A 17,481-nucleotide genomic window follows, 5' to 3' on the forward strand; every position below is an offset into this window, starting at 1 on the left:
AGACATGCCTTCGGGAATCAGCAATATTGCTTACCTGGGCGCCAGCGCGCTCTTCATCCTCAGCCTGAGCGGGCTGAGCCATCCGGCCACCGCGAAGCGCGGCAACCTGCTGGGCATCGCCGGCATGGCCATCGCCATACTGACCACGGTGCTGGCGGGCAGCCCCGACGGGGTGCCCATCATCATCGGCGCGATGGTGCTTGGCGCAGCAGCCGGCGCGATGCTGGCCCGGCGCGTCGAGATGACGCAGATGCCCGAGCTGGTGGCGGTGCTGCACAGCTTCGTCGGCCTGGCCGCGGTGCTGGTGGGCTACGCCAACTACCTCGATTCGCATGCGCTCTCGGGCGCCGAAAAAGCGATCCACGAAGTGGAGACCTATCTCGGCATCCTGATCGGCGCGGTGACCTTCACGGGCTCGGTGATCGCTTTCCTCAAGCTGCGCGGCACCCTTGGCGGCAAGCCGACGCTGCTGCCGGGCCGCCACATGCTCAATGCGCTCGCGCTCGCAGCGTGCGTGGTGCTGGGCTACCAGTTCCTCGATGCCGCCTCGGCGCAGGACGGGCTGGTGCCGCTGGGCGTGATGACGGTGATCGCGCTGCTGGTGGGCGCGCACCTGGTCGCGGCGATCGGCGGCGCCGACATGCCGGTGGTGGTGTCCATGCTGAACAGCTACTCCGGTTGGGCCGCGGCCGCGACGGGCTTCATGCTCGGCAACGACCTGCTCATCATCACCGGTGCGCTCGTGGGGTCGAGCGGCGCCATCCTCAGCTACATCATGTGCAAGGCCATGAACCGCAAGTTCCTGTCGGTGATCCTGGGCGGGTTCGGCGCGACGCAGGCCAAGGGCGCGGCGACGGAGCAGGGCGAAGTGCTGCCGGTCTCCAGCGACGAGGTCAGCGCGCTGCTGAAGGACGCGAACGAGGTCATCATCGTTCCCGGCTACGGCATGGCGGTGGCGCAGGCGCAGGGCACCATCAGCGAGATCGCACGGCGGCTGCGGGCGCAGGGCATCAATGTGCGCTTCGGCATCCACCCGGTGGCAGGCCGCTTGCCCGGACATATGAACGTGCTGCTGGCCGAAGCGCGCGTGCCGTATGACATCGTGCTCGAAATGGAGGAGATCAACGACGACTTCGAGCATGCCGATGTCGTGCTGGTGGTGGGCGCCAACGATATCGTTAACCCGGGGGCGCTCGAAGACCCCGCGAGCCCCATCGCCGGCATGCCGGTGCTCGAAGTGTGGAAGGCGCGCACCGTGGTGGTCTCCAAGCGCAGCATGGCCGCCGGCTATGCGGGCGTCGACAACCCCTTGTTTTACAAGGAGAACACCCGGATGTGGTTCGGCGATGCCAAGGGCAGCGTGGACGCGCTGCTACGCCAGCTCGAGGAGGTTCCCGCCTGATTGCCGTCTCCGCCCGCCGCCTTTGATGAAGATGGCTTATGTATCAATACACAGTCATGTGGCGGCAGGGCGCGAAATTGATGCGAAATCTGCAATATATAAACGATCGTAAATACATACGATAAAAAAGTTTAAGCCCGACGGAATTAAGCATCGGGTAGCATCAATCCCCAGATTTACGTGCCGCAATGTCAGGCGCCGATCTAGTTGTGAAGCAGGGTTCCGAAGTAGAGCAGCCCCAAGCAGTCCCGTCGAGGACGCAAAAAAAGCACTAGGAGACACGTAGATGGCGCATCAAGACGCGGGAGCCTCGTCCGGCGAAGGGCGTGGCCTGCAGAACCGTTGGTTTCAGCTGGCAGTAGGCGTGGTTTGCATGGGGTTGGTGGCAAACCTGCAGTACGGCTGGACCCTCTTTGTGTCACCGATGGACGCCAAGCATCACTGGGGCACGTCCGCGATCCAGGTGGCGTTTTCGATATTCATTGTGACCGAGACCTGGCTGGTGCCGCTGGAAGGCTGGCTGGTGGACAAGTTCGGCCCGCGGCCGGTGGTGGCAGGCGGGGCGATCTGCGCGGGCGTGGCGTGGGTGATGAACGCCTATGCCACGACGTTGCCTGAGTTGTACACGGCCGCGGTGATCGCGGGCATCGGCGCGGGCGGCGTGTATGGCACGTGCGTGGGTAATGCGCTGAAATGGTTCCCGGACAAGCGGGGTCTTGCTGCCGGGCTGACTGCGGCGGGCTTTGGCACGGGCGCGGCGCTGACGGTGATCCCGATCGCGAACATGATCCACAGCGCGGGGTACGAGCAGGCGTTCCTGACCTTCGGGATCCTGCAAGGCGTGGCGATCTTCGTGCTGGCGCTGCTGCTGGTGAAGCCACGGGCGCCGAAGGGGGCCGTGGCGGCGAAGGGGCTGCTGACCAACAAGGTGGAGTTCACGACCGGGCAGATGGTGAAGACGCCTGTGTTCTGGCTGATCTATGTGAGCTTCGTGGCGGTGGCCGCGGGCGGCATCATGGCCACGGCGCAGTTGGGCCCGATCGCGAAGGACTTCGGTTTCGCCTCGATGCCGGTGACGATGCTGGGCATGACGCTGCCGCTGCTGACAATGACGCTGTCGATCGACAACCTGTGCAACGGCTTCACGCGTCCGCTGTGTGGCTTCCTGTCGGACCGTTTCGGTCGCGAGAACACGATGTTCGTGATCTTCCTCGGCGAGGGCCTGGCCCTGCTCGGGCTGATGCAATTTGGCCGCGACCCGTACGCGTTCATGTTCTTCGCGGCACTGACGTTCCTGTTCTGGGGCGAGATCTTCTCGATCTTCCCGGCGCTGTGCGCGGACACGTTCGGCAGCAAATTCGCGGCGGCGAATGCGGGCACCTTGTACACGGCGAAGGGGACAGCGGCGATGCTGGTGCCGCTGGCGTCGGTGCTGTCGGCACGCGGCGGCTGGGACGCGGTGTTCACCGTCGCGGCAGTAGTCACGATCGCGGCGGGCCTGTCGGCGAAGCTGTTGCTCGCGCCGATGCGCAAACGGTTCATCACGGGCCATTCGGAGGCGGTCATGCCGGTGTCGGACGTGGGCTTCCTTGCGAGCGCATCGGCCAGGCGTGGTGAATAAGCTGGGCACTGCTGTAGCCGTAGTCACGCATTGAGGTTTCTGGAGGCCTGGCGCTTGCGCCAGGCCATCAGGCGGAAGCGCCTGGAGTAGGGCAGGATAAGACGTTGAGGACCTCGTCAAAGCATTTCAGAGGGCCTCAAAGCGCCTGAAAACGTGGTATGTAATATATCTAAAGGCTGCAATCCGCAGGGTCAGGCTTGGTGGAGTGGCTTTCCTTTATCTGTGCGCAGTGTGAATGAATGGCACAGATTCAGGAGTTGCGCTGATTTGGGCACAGATCGAAGCTGATTTGCTGCAGTGCACTGACGAAAGTTGCTGCGAAGTAGGAAAATAGCTTGCCGTTCTCTGATATATCACATACCGTATGTCATCAAGACCGGTCGAACGAGCCGGCAGAGGTTGAAGCAAGGGGTAGCCCCCGCGCACCACGAACACGAGTCCGATGAGGAGACCAAGCATGTCCAAAGTCATAGCGAAGCGGGTTGAGAGCACCACCGCGGAAGACACCCTGAAATAAGAGAAATCCAACCCCCGTCAATTTGTATAGAAGGAAGCAACCATGGCAGAAGTCGGAAACGAGCTGCAGCGTCACGCCGCGGAAGAACATCAGGCACAAACCGATGGTTTTCATCTGGTCATCGACGCGCTCAAGCTGAACGGCATCGAAAACATCTACGGCCTGCCCGGCATTCCGGTCACCGATCTGGCGCGTCTGGCGCAGGCCAACGGCATGCGCGTCATCAGCTTCCGTCACGAGCAGAACGCGGGCAACGCAGCAGCGATTGCCGGCTTTCTCACGCAAAAGCCGGGCGTTTGCCTGACCGTGTCTGCTCCCGGTTTCCTGAACGGGCTGACGGCACTGGCGCATGCGACCACCAACTGCTTCCCGATGATCCTGATCAGCGGCTCGAGCGAGCGCGAGATCGTCGATCTGCAGCAGGGTGACTACGAAGAGATGGACCAGCTGGCCATCGCCCGTCCGCACGCCAAGGCTGCCTTCCGCGTGCTGCACGCTGAAGACATTGGTGTCGGTATCGCGCGCGCCATTCGCGCCGCCGTGTCGGGCCGTCCGGGCGGTGTGTACCTGGACCTGCCGGCCAAGCTGCTGGGCCAGTCGATGGAAGCCGAGAAGGGCCGCAAGTCGCTGATCAAGGTGGTGGATCCGGCCCCGCGCCAACTGCCTGCACCGGACTCGGTCGACCGTGCCGTCGCGCTGCTGAAGAGCGCCAAGCGCCCGCTGATCCTGCTGGGCAAGGGTGCCGCGTATGCACGCGCCGAAGCGGATATCCGCGCGCTGGTCGAGAAGACGGGCATTCCGTACCTGCCGATGTCGATGGCCAAGGGCCTGCTGCCCGATACGCACCCGCAATCGGCCTCGGCCGCACGCTCGTATGTGCTGGCTGAAGCTGACGTGGTGTTGCTGGTCGGAGCCCGCCTGAACTGGCTGCTTTCGCACGGCAAGGGCAAGACCTGGGGTGGCCCGAAGCAATTCATCCAGATCGACATTGCGCCGACCGAGATGGACAGCAACGTTGCCATCGCCGCGCCGGTCGTGGGTGACATTGGCTCGTGCGTGTCGGCGATCCTCGACAAGGTCGGCAACGACTTTGCCAAGCCGGGCGCCGAGTGGCTGAACGCGGTGGACGAGCGCAAGGACAAGAACCTGGCGAAGATGGCCGAGACCCTGGCCAAGGCCAAGGATGTCGCGCCGATGAACTTCCACGGCGCGCTGAACGTGCTGAAGGATGTGGTCAAGGCCAATCCGGACATCTCGTTCGTCAACGAAGGCGCCAACACGCTGGACTACGCCCGTGCCGTGATCGACATGTACGAGCCGCGCAAGCGCCTGGACGTGGGCACCTGGGGCGTGATGGGCGTGGGCATGGGCTACGCGGTCGCCGCGGCGGTCGAGACCAGCAAGCCGGTGCTGGCGCTGTGCGGTGACAGTGCGTTCGGTTTCTCGGGCATGGAAGTCGAGACGATCTGCCGTTACAACCTGCCGGTCTGCATCGTCATTTTCAACAACAACGGCGTCTACAAGGGTATCGACGTGAATCCGACCGGTGGCAAGGACCCGGCGGTCACGACCTTCGTCCCGGGCGCGCGCTACGACAAGATGATGGAAGCGTTCGGTGGCGTCGGCCACAACGTGACCACGCCGGCGGAACTCGAAGCTGCGGTGAACGAAGCCCTGCAGTCGGGCAAGCCCACCCTGATCAACGCTGTCATCGACCCGGCTGCTGGCACCGAAAGCGGTCGTCTGACCAATCTGAACCCGCAAAGCTCGGCGAAGAAGTAATTCACCCGAATTTGACCCCTAATCCATTAGGAGAACGAAAGTGAGCCTCCCACTGAACGGCATCAAGATCATCGACTTCACGCACGTCCAGGCCGGTCCTGCCTGCACGCAGCTTCTCGCGTGGTTCGGCGCAGACGTCATCAAGGTGGAGCGCCCTGGTTCGGGCGATGTCACGCGCACGCAGCTGCGCGACATCCCGGACGTCGATGCGCTGTACTTCACCATGCTCAACAGCAACAAGCGTTCGCTCACGCTGGATACCAAGAAGCCGGACGGCAAGAAGATCCTGGAGCAGCTGATCCGCGAATCGGATGTGCTGGTCGAGAATTTCGGCCCGGGCGCGCTCGATCGCATGGGCTTCTCCTGGGAACGCATCAATGAACTGAACCCGAAGATGATCGTCGCCTCGGTCAAGGGCTTCAGCGACGGCCACCACTATGAAGACCTCAAGGTCTATGAAAACGTGGCGCAATGCGCGGGCGGCGCGGCGTCGACCACGGGCTTCTGGGATGGTCCTCCGACGGTATCGGCCGCGGCGCTGGGCGATTCCAACACCGGCATGCACCTGGCCATCGGCATCCTGACTGCGCTGATCGGCCGCGACAAGACCGGCAAGGGCCAGAAGGTGGCCGTGTCGATGCAGGACGCGGTGCTGAACCTGTGCCGTGTGAAGCTGCGCGACCAGCAGCGCCTGGACCGTCTCGGCTTCCTGGAAGAGTATCCGCAGTATCCGCATGGCGAGTTCAGCGACGTGGTGCCCCGCGGCGGCAACGCCGGCGGTGGTGGCCAGCCGGGCTGGGTGCTGAAGTGCAAGGGCTGGGAGAACGACCCGAACGCGTATATCTACTTCACGATCCAGGGTCATGCCTGGGAGCCGATCTGCAAGGCGCTGGGCAAGCCGGAATGGATCAGCGATCCCAACTACAGCACGGCCAAGGCACGCCAGCCGCATATCTTCGATATCTTCAAGACCATCGAGGACTGGCTGGCCGACAAGACCAAGTACGAAGCGGTCGATATCCTGCGCAAGTTCGATATTCCCTGCTCGCCGGTGCTGTCGATGAAGGAGATCGCGGCCGATCCGTCGCTGCGCGCCAGTGGCTCGATCACCGAAGTGCCGCACAAAGAGCGCGGCACGTACCTGACGGTGGGCAGCCCGATCAAGTTCTCAGACCTCAAGCCGGAAATCACGGGTTCGCCGCTGCTGGGCGAGCACAGCGACGAGGTACTGGCAGGCCTGGGCTACGGTACGGATGACATCAAGCGCCTGCGCGAGGGCGGGGTGATCTGAGCCGCTTCGCTCATGCCTGAACGGGACTGAACGCCGGAGTGCCGCGCAAGCGGTCTCCGGCGTTTTTCACTGGAACATGCAGCTGTGCCAAACTGTGTCGCGGCAAGCTGCTGTATTACTGCCATTCCATACACCCTGCCGCAATGACCGGCAAAGAGGGGATCCTCATGCAAGCCAGCATCGACTACGAACAACTGGTCTCCGCCATTGGCGACGCCATCGTCATTTCCGACGCCAAGGGCGCCATCACGCTCTGGAACCCGGCGGCCGAACGCATGTTCGGCTACACGCAGGCCGAGGCCATGGGCCAGTCGCTGGACCTGATCATCCCGGAGCGGCTGCGTGGCCGGCACTGGGAGGGCTACGACAAGACCATGGCCACCGGCATTACGCGCTACGGGAGTGACCTGCTGAAAGTGCCGGCGGTCGACAAGGACGGCAAGGCGATGTCGATTGCCTTCACCGTGGCGCTGCTGCGGGGGCCGGACGGGCAGATATCGGGGATCGTTGCCACGATTCGCGACGAGACCGTGCGCTTTCAGGAGGAACGAGCCTTGCGCAAGCGGATTGCCGAACTCGAAGCCAAGGTGAACGCGGCGGCGTAGACGGGCAGTTTCCCGGGCGCCCGAGGCGCCCTCTCACAGGCAAGGGGGACGTTCAGTCGTCCTCGCGCCAGTGGCGCCATTCCCGGTGATGCTCGCGCCATTCGTGCTCCCGCCAATGCCGCTCGCGTCTTTCGCGCTCACGCCATTCATGCTCGCGCCAGCCGCCATAGTAGCCGGGCGCAACGACAACGGGCTGCGGCTGGACGACCACGGGCTGTGGTGGCGCGTAGACAGGCGCCGCATAGACGGGCGCCGCATAGACGGGCGGGGCGACGGCGGGCAGGGGCAGCCCAATGCCGATGCCGACATCCACGTGGGCTTGCGCGCTGGCCGATGCAAGGGCTGAAAGTCCGGCCAGGAGGCCGATGGTCAGGAACTTCTTCATGGTCAAATGCCTTGTGAGGTCGGGAGGGGCCGCCAGCCGGTCCCGGTCTGATCCCGATTGACCCCGTAACGGGACTGCGGCTTTGTCCGATGACGCGGAATCCCGGTGTATTTGTATCCAAATCTGTCTGGCCTCCGACTGGCGAGCCTGCCACGGCGTGCCGCTCAGTCCCGCCTAAGTCTTCTTCCGTACAGTCGCATCCTGAATCTTGCCCCCGCTTGCAACATGGATGCCTTCAATCGCACCGCTTTCCTTTTCATCAACGCACCGGACCATCCAGCCGCGCCGATCGTGTTCGTGGCGAGGTTGTCTGGCGAGTACTGCATCTGGCTGGTTCCGCTCCTGATTGGCCTGGGCTGGCTGCGTGGCAATGAATGGCAGCGCAAGGCCATGCTGGAGGCCACGGTGGCGGGGCTGGTCGGGCTGATGCTCAATGTGCTGATCAGCACCGTGTGGCAGCACCCGCGGCCGTTCATGATCGGGCTCGGACACACGCTGATCCCGCATGCAGCGGACTCTTCTTTTCCCAGTGATCACCTCACGTTACTGTGGGCGGTCGCATTCAGCCTGTTGACGCATGCGCGCGTACGCGCGCCAGGGCTTGCGCTCGCCCTGATCGGCCTGCCCATGGCCTGGGCTCGCATCTACCTTGGCGTGCATTTTCCGCTCGACATGGTCGGCGCCGTCGTGGTTGCAGTCGTGAGCGCCCGGGTGGCCATGGGTACCCGGCTGGGGCTGGTCTGGCCGGCTTATGCAGCGCTGATGCCCGTCCACCGCAAGCTTTTTGGCCCGCTGATCCGGCGTGGCTGGCTGCAGGAATAGCAACGGATCCGGGCACCCGGCCGCAGGCCGCCGCACCCGTCGCTTTCGGGGGAGCGGTCGCTGAAGGCGAGTGCGCGTACGCAAGGATGCAAGCATGAATACAACCCCTTTCACGTCAAACCGGCTCCGGGAACTTAAGCTCCCGGAAGTCACCCTGGGCTTCTGGGTGATCAAAATCGCCGCTACCACGCTGGGTGAGACCGGCGGAGACGCGGTGTCGATGTCGATGAACCTGGGCTACCTGGTCGGCACCGCCATCTTTGCGGCGATCTTCATCATCGCAGTCACCGGGCAGATCCGGTCCAGGCGCTTTCACCCGCTGCTTTACTGGGCCACGATTATCGCGACGACGACGGTCGGCACGACCTTGGCCGATTTTGCAGACCGCTCCCTGGGCATCGGTTATGCCGGTGGCGCCACACTGCTGTTCGGGCTTCTGATGCTGTCGCTGGCCATCTGGTATGCCACGATGGGATCGGTGTCGGTCGGCAGTGTCACCTCGCCCAAGGCCGAGATCTTCTACTGGATCACCATCATGTTGTCGCAGACACTGGGCACCGCGCTGGGCGACTGGACGGCCGACACGGCGGGCCTGGGCTACGGCGGTGGCGCGCTGGTATTTGCCGGACTGTTGGCCGTCGTGGCGCTGGCGTACTACCGTACCGGCATTTCGCGCGCATGTCTGTTCTGGGCAGCATTCATCCTGACCCGGCCGCTCGGGGCGGTGGTCGGCGATTTCCTTGACAAGCCGCTGAATGCGGGTGGGTTGGCGCTGAGCCGCTACACCGCATCCGCAGCGCTGCTGGCCTTCATCGCATGCTGCATCAGCGTCCTGCCGCAGCGCGCCAAACAGTACAGTGCCTGATCTTGTACATGCACGCGAGCGTGGGCCGATTGGCCTTTACAATGAATGGCAAGGTGGCCCGTATCGTCGAGCGCGCGAATGCATGCGTGAACGGCAGCTAGGAGGCGGAGATGAGGGTGCTCCTGGTCGAAGATGACCCGATGATTGGCGCGGTGATTCGGGACGCGCTGAAGGATGCCGCATACGCCGCCGATTGGGTCGTGGACGGCCCCGCGAGCCTGAGCGCGCTGGCAAGCCATCGCTATGACATCGTTTTGCTCGACCTTGGCCTGCCGGGGCAGGACGGTCTGGAAGTGTTGCGGGCGTTCAGGGCCGCTGGCAACGATGTGCCATTGCTTGTCATCACGGCCAGAGATGCCCTGGAGGAGCGGATCCGCACGCTGGACGGCGGCGCCGACGACTTTCTGCTGAAGCCCTTCGAGATTTCCGAGCTGCTCGCGCGCATGCGTGCCGTCCTGCGCCGCAAGGGGGGGACAGCCGCGCCTGTTCTGACCAACGGCATTGTCTCGCTGGATCCGGCTACGCGTGAGGCATGCGTGGCTGAGGGCGAAGTCCTGCCATTGTCCAACCGGGAATTCGCGCTGCTGCAGGCGCTGCTTGTCCGCCCGGGCGCCATCCTCTCGCGCAGCGAGTTGGAGGAGCGCATCTACGGCTGGGGCGAGGAGGTGGAAAGCAACGCCGTCGAGTACCTGATCCATGCGCTGCGCAGGAAGATCGGCAGCGACGTCATCAGGAATGTGAGGGGCGTGGGATGGATGGTCTCAAAGGGCGGATAGGGCAATCGATCCGCTTGCGGCTTTCGCTCTGGCTGTCGGTGTCCATCCTCGCCGTTGCCGCAGTGGCTGGCGCATTCTCGTTCATTGCGGCATTTGACGAGGCGCACGAACTACAGGACGACATCCTGCGGCAGGTGGCGATGCTGGTCCGCAACCGGCAGTTGCTCTTGCGCAGCCCGGTGTCCGGCGACGACGCGCAACTGCAGGACAATGAGTCGCGCGTGATCATCCAGAAACTGGGCGGCGGGCAGGATCAGCCACCCACGCAGCGGCTGGCGCTGCCCGCCACCCTGGGCGATGGTCTGCACACGATCGAGGTCGGCTCGGTCCGCTACCGCGTGCTGGTGGCGTCCGTGGGCGGCGACAGGATTGCGGTGGCGCAGGATACGGCGGTCCGCGACGAGATTGCGCGCGACAGCGCATTGCGGACCCTCTTGCCCTTCCTCGTGCTGGTCCCGATTCTCCTGCTCGTCGTGGCGAAACTCGTTGACAAGATGTTTCGTCCGATCGCCGCATTGTCGGCGGAGATCGACCGCCGCAGTGACCAGGATCTCCATCCGCTGGCGGCTGGCGCGTTGCCAGTCGAGGTCCGTCCGTTTGCCGTGGCCATCAACCGCTTGCTCGGCCGCATCGGGCAAGCGATCGATCTGCAGCGGCGTTTTGTTGCCGACGCCGCGCATGAACTGCGGTCGCCGCTGACCGCGCTCTCGCTGCAGGCCGGGCGTTTGGCTGACACGCCTATGCCGCCGGCGGCGCGCGAACGGCTGGGCTTGCTTCGGCAAGGCATCGAGCGAACGCGCAATCTGCTGGACCAGTTGCTCTCGATGGCGCGGGCGCAGTCCCCGGGCGGCTTCCGCGTCACCGCTTCCTTGTCCGTGAAAGAGGTCTACAGGACGGTTCTGGAAGGCCTGATGCCGCTGGCGCAGGCAAAGCAGATCGACATCGGCGTGACAGACGGGCCTGATGCCACAGTGCAGGCCAGCGAGGCCGATGTGCTCACGATTGTCCGGAACCTTGTCGACAACGCACTGCGCTATACCCCGGAGCAAGGCAGGATCGATTTGACCGTGTCCTGTGCGGATGGCCGCGTTGTCCTCAGCGTGGAGGATAACGGCCCGGGCATTCCCCAGGCCGAGCGGGAGCGAGTGTTTGATCCCTTCTACCGGATCATGGGCACCGGGGCGATCGGGTCGGGATTGGGCCTTTCCATCGTTGCGGCCATCGCGCGCAGACTCGGGGCCGATATCCGACTGGATGATGCCGGTTGCGGCACACCGGCGGCGCCGGGGCTACGCATCAGCGTGCTGTTTCCGGTCGCCACCGGATCGGTGTTATCCGAGCGGGCTGACGCGGCCTGATATCTCGAAAATGGGCAGGTGGCTGGTCTGACCCGCCTCGCGGCCAGTTGTGATTCAGTTGGAGAATAATTTTTTTAAAAGGCTAGTGATTATTTCGAAATATGGGCCGCGTGCGTCAAAGGCCCCTTCAGGTGTGTGATTGAGCTTCCATTCTTGTTGCGAACCGGTGGCATTCGCCTGCGAAGTGAAGGGCAAATCCTTATGTGAAAGGCCATGCCTTGCGTGACAAACTATGTACCTCCAAATGTCAACGAGATGACGATTCGTTTCGTTTACAAATGATTACGTGCTAGGTGGCGAAGGCGCTGCACAGTGCCCGGTGCAGTACCTCGAATGAAAGTGAAAAGAACAGTGGACGGAAAGTTGTTGGGTGGCGATGTCAAGGGTTCACGCAAGACGGTGGCGGCCCTTTTGATCCACGGCCTCGGTGGTACCGAACATGAACTGCGGCTCGTGGAGAAGACACTGAAGGGGAAAGGATACGAAACAAAGTGCGCCGTACTGCCCGGGCATGGAACGCGTCCTGAAGACCTGGTCGGCGTGCGCTTCGAGCACTGGCTCGAAGCCGTATCGCTTCAGTATCTTGAGTTGCGTGAGACGCACGATACCGTACACATCGTTGGCATGTGCATGGGCGCCTTGCTGGCTCTGGCATTGAGCCAGCTGGTCGGGGAGAAGCGGGGAAGGGTCGTTGCACTGGCGACGCCGATGTTCCTGGATGGCTGGTCGCTGCCCTGGTATCGCGGAGTGCGGCATCTGGCTTATCACGTTCCCCAGCTGCGCGACAATTTCCGCGTGAAGGAATCCGAACCGTTTGGCGTCAAGAACGGCGTGTTGCGCGCGGCGATCAAGGCCCGTTTCCTGCGGGGCGATACCTTCCACTATTCGTGGACACCGCTCGCCTGCATCCGCGAACTGGATCGTCTGCGCCGCTATGTGCGCAAGCACGCCCGGTACGTGCCGCGGCCCACGATGATTATCCATGCGCGCGAAGATGAGCTGACCAGCCTGCGTTCGGCCTACTTCCTCAACCAGCACATCCACGCTTCGAGACTGCTGGTCGTGGAAGAGAGCTATCACATGCTCAGTATCGACAACGACCGCAGGGTGGTCGCCGATGCGGTGGCGCAGTTCCTGGGTGAGGACGAACGCGGCGTGGAGGGCGTGGGGGCCCCGCTGTCCCAGGCATTCTCCGACCCCGCCAACGAGCCGTTCCGGTCGTTGGCGGCAGGCTAGGCGCGAAGGTCCGGTCGAAGTCGACCGGACGATTCACCCACGCGCAAGACTTGCCGCTTACCCGAGCGCCGTACCGGCAACCCTGAACACGCTGACGGCATTGACCAGGCTTCCTGCCTGGTCCTGCAGGGATGCGGCAGCCGCCGAAGCCTCCTCGACCAGCGCGGCGTTCTGCTGTGTCACCTGTTCGATCTGTGCGATGGCTTCGTTGACTTGCTCGATCCCCTGCGTCTGCTCCTCGGTCGCGGAGCTGATCTCACCCATCAGATCCGATACGCGCTCAACGCTGGCAACGATTTCCTCCATCGTCGTCCCCGCTTCGCCGACCAGCTTGCCGCCTGCATTGACCTTGCTTGTGGATTCGTCGATCAACGCCTTGATTTCCTTCGCGGCGGCTGCCGCGCGCTGCGCGAGCGTGCGGACTTCTCCGGCCACTACCGCGAAGCCGCGGCCCTGCTCACCCGCGCGGGCGGCTTCGACAGCAGCGTTCAGCGCGAGGATGTTGGTCTGGAATGCAATGCCTTCAATCACGCCAGTGATTTCGACGACGCGGCCCGATGACTCGGCAATGGCTTCCATCGTATCCACGACCTGGGCCACCACCGTTCCGCCCTTGCGTGCCACGCCGGATGCCGACGCCGCGAGCTGGCTCGCCTGCTGGGCGTTTTCGGCATTCTGTTTCACCGTGGACGTGAGCTGCTCCATGGAGGCTGCCGTCTCCTCGAGCGAGCTTGCCTGTTCCTCGGTCTGGGCCGACGCACCGTTGATGGCGTCCGTACTCGTGCGGACTTCTCCGACAATGGTGGCCAGGCTGTGGTTTATGTCCTTCAGCGCCCGCAGAAGCTGCCCGGTCTCATCGCTCGTGGTCACTTCGATATGGCTGGAGAGGTCGCCGCGGGCGACCGTCGTGGCCACCTTCAGGGCTTCATGGATCGGCCGCGTGATCGAACGCGTGATCCAGTATCCCATCAATGCGGCGAGCAGCGTGGCAGCCGCGCCGAGGGCCAGCATCAGGGTGAAGCTCTGCTCGTACGATTGCTGCGACTCCTTGCCGATCGCGTCCATGCGGCTGGACTGATAGACCGTCATCGCAGTGAGTTCCTTCTTGTAGTCGGCCAGGATGAAGCGGAGATTGCTGAGCAGCGCAGTCTGCGCCTCGCCACGCTTCCCGTCGCGGATCAAGGCAAGGATCTTGTCGGTTTCGGATGCGTACTTGTCCCGGACATTCACGACGCGCTTCAGGATGCCCTTTCCGTCGTCGGAAACGACAGTCCTGGAAAGAAAGGATATCTTGTCATCGATTCTCTTGCGCGCATTTGCAATGCTTTCAAACTGTCCGGCCACATCCTCTTCCGATTCCATCAGCAGAAGATTGCGCAGCGCGATGGCAATTTCCTTCCGAACTTCATCCCTGCGTGACGCCTGCCAGCGGAGGTGATGGTGCCGGCAGAGGGCCTTGAGCCCGCTCAAAGAGAGAATGATTCTTGTTTGTGTTAAGGCTCGTTTTTCCATACAATCGGCGGTCTGCCGGGTTCGGGTCTTCCGACACGCATGCCAACGCGGTTCGCACCGCCCGTACCGGTATTCCATTTCGCTCACGATCCCCGATCCCGAAGGTAAGCTCAAGCCATGATGCTGCAGATTCCGGACGTCCTGTCCAAGGCCCAGGTGGCGCAATGCCGGCAACTGATGGATGCCGCGGAATGGACCGATGGCAATGCGACCTCCGGACACCAGTCGGCGCTTGCCAAACGCAATTTGCAGTTGCCCGAGAGCTCGCCGGTGGCGCGTCAGGTGGGTGACCTGATCCAGGATGCGCTGGGCGCCAACGCGACGTTCTTCTCCGCAGCGCTGCCGCTGAAGGTGTTTCCGCCATTGTTCAACCGCTACGAAGGCGGCCACGCGTTCGGCAACCATGTCGACAACGCCATCCGCTACCTGCGCGGCACCGGTTTCCGGATACGCAGCGACCTCTCGGCGACGCTGTTCCTGACTGAGCCCGAAGACTACGACGGTGGCGAACTGGTGGTGGAAGACACCTACGGCCAGCATCGCGTCAAACTGCCCGCGGGCCATATGGTGCTGTACCCGGCCACCAGCCTGCACCATGTCACGCCGGTCACGCGCGGCGCGCGCGTGTCATCGTTCTTCTGGATCCAGAGCATGGTGCGCGACGATGGACAACGCGCATTGCTGTTTGAACTCGACTCGCGCATCCAGCATGTTGCGCAGGCGATGGGACAGAAGGACGCCGGTGTGGTGGGGCTGACCGGGGTCTATCACAATCTGCTGCGGCGCTGGGCTGACGCCTGACGCGTTGCGCGGCAGTCCGCCGCCCGCACCGCCAACAGAAAAACCGCGGGCCCGGCATGGCGCCGAAACCCGCGGTGGCTCGCAATGGCTGTATCAGCGGGCTGGTGGCTTCAGAACCTGAAGTTCGCCGTCAGCATGCCGAAGCGGCCCGGTGCCAGCGCCGCGTAGTGCGACGCGTAGGCCTTGGTGTAGTAGGTCTTGTCGAACAGGTTCTGGATGTTCAGTTGCAGCGTCAGGTTCTTGTTGACGCGGTAGGCGCCCATGAGGTCGAAACGCCAGTACGACGGGACATACAGCGAGTTGGCCGCATTGCCATACACCTTGTCGACGTAGTACGCACCGCCCCCCACCGTCAGCGCAGGCAGCACCTGGTAGGTGGTCCACAGGCTGAAGGTGTTCTTCGGCGTGTTCGGGAACTGGTTGCCATTGTTGGCGGCGTTCGCGGCCTGCGGACCGTTGTCGATCAGTTCGCTGTCCAGATAGGTGTAGCCGCCGAACACGCCCCACTTGTCGGTGAGGTTGCCCGCGAAGCCCAGTTCGAAGCCCTTCACGCGCTGCTTGCCGGCGTTGATGGTGGTGTTTGCATCCACCGCGACGCGCGCATTGTTCTTTTCGATCTGGAAGATGGCGCCGGTCAGCGACAGGCGTCGCGCCAGCACATCCCACTTGGTGCCGATTTCGATAGCGCGCGCGGTTTCCGGGTCCAGGTTGCGCTGCGCCGCAGTGATGTTGTCGGCACCGTCGCCGTTGGAGGCTCCAGGCGGTGTCGAGGCTGTACCGTACGACACGTAGATGCTGCCTTGCTCGACCGGCTTGAAGACAATGCCTGCCTGGTAGTTGAAGAAGCCCGACTTGTTGCGGATGTCCGACTGGGCCACCGCCGCGCGCGTATTGGGGTTGGTGTAGGCATTGGTGAAGGCGTGTGTGTCGTAGTTGTCGTAGCGCACGCCGCCGTTGAGCAGCCATTGCCTGGTGATCTCAATGGTGTCGAACAGGTAGACCGACTGTGTGTTTGTCGTCGTCGTCGTCGTGTACGGCATCTTGGTGATGGTGCCGCGCCAAGGATCATTCGGCGTCGGATTGTAAAGCGATGTGCAGTCGAAACTCGCGCGCGCGGCAGCATTGCAAACGCCTGAAGAGGCGCCGGCGTTGGCGGAGACGACGTTGTACGGACTATTGTCCGTGTCGTCGCGGCTGAATTCGAAACCGAAACTGGCGTTGTGCTTGAGCGGGCCGGTCCGGAATTCCATGCTCAGGTCGGTGGCATTGGTGAGGGTCTCGGTGGCCGAGTCGCGGCTCTTGACGCTGCGATAGACATAGCCATTCGCGACGTTGCCCTTGCTGTCGTCCGGATTGGTGGTGATGTAATTGTTCGACGCCCGGCCCCAGCGCGTGGTGTTCCGCACCACCGCGCCATTGCGGAAGTCATGCTGGACGATTGCCGTCGCGATGTCCGACTGGGTCTTCTGGAAATCGCGGTCGGTCAGGCCGTAGAAGTTGTTGCGGTCAACATTGACCGGCGCAATCGGATTGGCCTTGGTCGGGGCGGAAGTGCCGCGGTTGTAAGGCATGCTGTAGTCCGGCATGCCATTGCCCTGCAGGTGGTAGTACTGCAGCGTGACCTGGGTCGGCGAATTCAGGCCGAATGTCACCGACGGCGCGAAGCCCCACGAGCGCTGGTCGACTTCATTGCGGCCGGGCACGTCGAAGGTCTGGCCCATGGCGTTCAGGCGCACGGCGGTGTTGTCATTGAGCACGTAGTTGCCGTCCGCGGTGGCGCGGAAGTACGAGTCCGTGCCGACGCCGAGCGACCCCTGCGTGAAGTTTTCGGCGGTCGGCAGCTTGGACACGATGTTGATCATGCCGCCGGCCGATCCCTTGCCGCCGAAGGCCGAACTCGGGCCCTTGATGACTTCGATGCGGTCGATATTGAAGGTGTCGCGCGTCTGCGAAGCGGTGTCGCGCACGCCGTCGACGTAGATGCTCGACATCGAGTCGAAGCCACGGATGAAAGGACGGTCGCCGATCGGGTTGCCGCCTTCGCCGGCGCCGAAGGTAATGCCCGGCGTGGTACGCAACGCGTCCTGCAGGGAGCCGGAACCGGTCTGCTGCACGACTTCGGCGGGCACCACCGTGACGGACTTCGGCGTGTCGAGCAGCGGGGCAGTGAATTTGGACGACTGGGCTGTGTCAACCTTGTAGCCATCGTCCTTCTTGCCCGTCACGGTCACGCTCTGCAGCGTCACCGGCTTTGTCTCAGCCGTTGCCTCCGCGGCGGGTTTGCCTTCCTGCGCTGCCGCACCCTGCATGGCAAAGGCTGCCATCGCACCGGCCAGCGCCGAGGCGAGCGGATTCAGCCGGAATGTGTCCTGTTGTCCTTTCACGTTCTACCTTCCTTTTCCAGTTCTTCAATCGATCGAATGCATGGTCATGAAGACAAGTTCTGGCCGTGTTGAAGCCTTTCATGCAAGTCATCCATAACGGGGCGCGATTATAAGACGATAGAAA

The 17,481-nt window shown here is 63.1% G+C and carries 14 protein-coding genes; 11 read left to right on the top strand and 3 right to left on the bottom strand.

The genetic code is table 11. The features are described from left to right. The first annotated feature begins 4 nt into the window (after positions 1-4). The 5 genes from pntB to KHO22_RS23400 all read left to right on the top strand — a co-directional run bounded on the left by pntB (position 5) and on the right by KHO22_RS23400 (position 7,218). Positions 5-1,402: a Re/Si-specific NAD(P)(+) transhydrogenase subunit beta gene (pntB, locus tag KHO22_RS23380; RefSeq protein WP_211949564.1), complete on the top strand. Its 1,398-nt coding sequence runs from the start codon at positions 5-7 to the stop codon at positions 1,400-1,402. A 286-nt stretch (positions 1,403-1,688) separates the two neighbouring features. After that, positions 1,689-3,023 (top strand): oxalate/formate MFS antiporter, encoded by a 1,335-nt coding sequence (gene oxlT / locus KHO22_RS23385; RefSeq protein ID WP_211949565.1) that lies wholly within the window; start codon positions 1,689-1,691, stop codon positions 3,021-3,023. Between the two features lie 559 nt (positions 3,024-3,582). Further along, complete coding sequence (oxc, locus tag KHO22_RS23390; protein WP_211949566.1) at positions 3,583-5,322, top strand: oxalyl-CoA decarboxylase; 1,740 nt, start codon at positions 3,583-3,585, stop codon at positions 5,320-5,322. Between the two features lie 40 nt (positions 5,323-5,362). Further along, entirely contained in the window at positions 5,363-6,613 is a 1,251-nt protein-coding gene (gene frc / locus KHO22_RS23395) for a formyl-CoA transferase (protein ID WP_211949567.1), read from the top strand. Positions 6,614-6,780: 167 nt separating this feature from the next. Further along, a complete protein-coding gene (locus KHO22_RS23400; RefSeq protein ID WP_211949568.1) occupies positions 6,781-7,218 on the top strand; it encodes a PAS domain-containing protein in 438 nt (145 codons plus the stop codon). Positions 7,219-7,270: 52 nt separating this feature from the next. On the opposite strand, the gene KHO22_RS23405 is transcribed toward KHO22_RS23400, so the two are convergent. Beyond that, positions 7,271-7,603 (bottom strand): hypothetical protein, encoded by a 333-nt coding sequence (locus KHO22_RS23405; RefSeq protein ID WP_211949569.1) that lies wholly within the window; start codon positions 7,601-7,603, stop codon positions 7,271-7,273. Positions 7,604-7,828: 225 nt separating this feature from the next. On the opposite strand from KHO22_RS23405, the gene KHO22_RS23410 reads away from it, so the two are divergent. From KHO22_RS23410 to KHO22_RS23430, 5 genes are all read left to right on the top strand, one after another. Further along, complete coding sequence (locus tag KHO22_RS23410) at positions 7,829-8,425, top strand: undecaprenyl-diphosphatase (RefSeq protein WP_211949570.1); 597 nt, start codon at positions 7,829-7,831, stop codon at positions 8,423-8,425. A 94-nt stretch (positions 8,426-8,519) separates the two neighbouring features. Continuing rightward, positions 8,520-9,290 carry a COG4705 family protein gene (locus KHO22_RS23415; RefSeq protein ID WP_211949571.1) on the top strand — a complete coding sequence of 257 codons (771 nt, stop codon included), beginning with the start codon at positions 8,520-8,522 and terminating at the stop codon, positions 9,288-9,290. A 110-nt stretch (positions 9,291-9,400) separates the two neighbouring features. Beyond that, positions 9,401-10,066 carry a response regulator gene (locus KHO22_RS23420; RefSeq protein WP_211949572.1) on the top strand — a complete coding sequence of 222 codons (666 nt, stop codon included), beginning with the start codon at positions 9,401-9,403 and terminating at the stop codon, positions 10,064-10,066. Continuing rightward, on the top strand, positions 10,042-11,424 hold the full coding sequence (locus KHO22_RS23425) for a sensor histidine kinase (protein ID WP_211949573.1): 1,383 nt from the start codon (positions 10,042-10,044) through the stop codon (positions 11,422-11,424). Before KHO22_RS23420 ends, KHO22_RS23425 begins: the two co-directional genes overlap by 25 nt. A 333-nt stretch (positions 11,425-11,757) precedes the next feature. After that, positions 11,758-12,660, top strand: coding sequence for an alpha/beta hydrolase (locus KHO22_RS23430; protein ID WP_211949574.1), 903 nt, complete (start codon positions 11,758-11,760; stop codon positions 12,658-12,660). Between the two features lie 57 nt (positions 12,661-12,717). Here the strand turns inward: KHO22_RS23430 and KHO22_RS32600 are convergent, their stop codons facing one another. Continuing rightward, positions 12,718-14,172 (bottom strand): methyl-accepting chemotaxis protein, encoded by a 1,455-nt coding sequence (locus KHO22_RS32600; protein WP_275950846.1) that lies wholly within the window; start codon positions 14,170-14,172, stop codon positions 12,718-12,720. Positions 14,173-14,289: 117 nt separating this feature from the next. On the opposite strand from KHO22_RS32600, the gene KHO22_RS23440 reads away from it, so the two are divergent. Continuing rightward, positions 14,290-14,973: a Fe2+-dependent dioxygenase gene (locus KHO22_RS23440; protein ID WP_211949575.1), complete on the top strand. Its 684-nt coding sequence runs from the start codon at positions 14,290-14,292 to the stop codon at positions 14,971-14,973. Positions 14,974-15,083: 110 nt separating this feature from the next. On the opposite strand, the gene KHO22_RS23445 is transcribed toward KHO22_RS23440, so the two are convergent. Next, entirely contained in the window at positions 15,084-17,357 is a 2,274-nt protein-coding gene (locus KHO22_RS23445; protein WP_211949576.1) for a TonB-dependent receptor, read from the bottom strand. Positions 17,358-17,481 lie beyond the last annotated feature (124 nt).

The organism is Cupriavidus yeoncheonensis (genome assembly GCF_905397275.1).
In the GTDB taxonomy this organism is placed as follows: Bacteria; Pseudomonadota; Gammaproteobacteria; order Burkholderiales; family Burkholderiaceae; genus Cupriavidus; species Cupriavidus yeoncheonensis.

Bases quoted from the DNA above. Each gene is read 5' to 3' on its own strand.
- pntB (WP_211949564.1), top strand. From the start codon at position 5: ATGCCTTCGGGAATCAGCAATATTGCTTACCTGGGCGCCAGCGCGCTC.
- oxlT (WP_211949565.1), top strand. From the start codon at position 1,689: ATGGCGCATCAAGACGCGGGAGCCTCGTCCGGCGAAGGGCGTGGCCTG.
- oxc (WP_211949566.1), top strand. From the start codon at position 3,583: ATGGCAGAAGTCGGAAACGAGCTGCAGCGTCACGCCGCGGAAGAACAT.
- KHO22_RS23400 (WP_211949568.1), top strand. From the start codon at position 6,781: ATGCAAGCCAGCATCGACTACGAACAACTGGTCTCCGCCATTGGCGAC.
- KHO22_RS23405 (WP_211949569.1), bottom strand. From the start codon at position 7,603: ATGAAGAAGTTCCTGACCATCGGCCTCCTGGCCGGACTTTCAGCCCTT.
- KHO22_RS23410 (WP_211949570.1), top strand. From the start codon at position 7,829: ATGGATGCCTTCAATCGCACCGCTTTCCTTTTCATCAACGCACCGGAC.
- KHO22_RS23415 (WP_211949571.1), top strand. From the start codon at position 8,520: ATGAATACAACCCCTTTCACGTCAAACCGGCTCCGGGAACTTAAGCTC.
- KHO22_RS23420 (WP_211949572.1), top strand. From the start codon at position 9,401: ATGAGGGTGCTCCTGGTCGAAGATGACCCGATGATTGGCGCGGTGATT.
- KHO22_RS23425 (WP_211949573.1), top strand. From the start codon at position 10,042: ATGGATGGTCTCAAAGGGCGGATAGGGCAATCGATCCGCTTGCGGCTT.
- KHO22_RS23430 (WP_211949574.1), top strand. From the start codon at position 11,758: ATGAAAGTGAAAAGAACAGTGGACGGAAAGTTGTTGGGTGGCGATGTC.
- KHO22_RS32600 (WP_275950846.1), bottom strand. From the start codon at position 14,172: ATGGAAAAACGAGCCTTAACACAAACAAGAATCATTCTCTCTTTGAGC.
- KHO22_RS23440 (WP_211949575.1), top strand. From the start codon at position 14,290: ATGATGCTGCAGATTCCGGACGTCCTGTCCAAGGCCCAGGTGGCGCAA.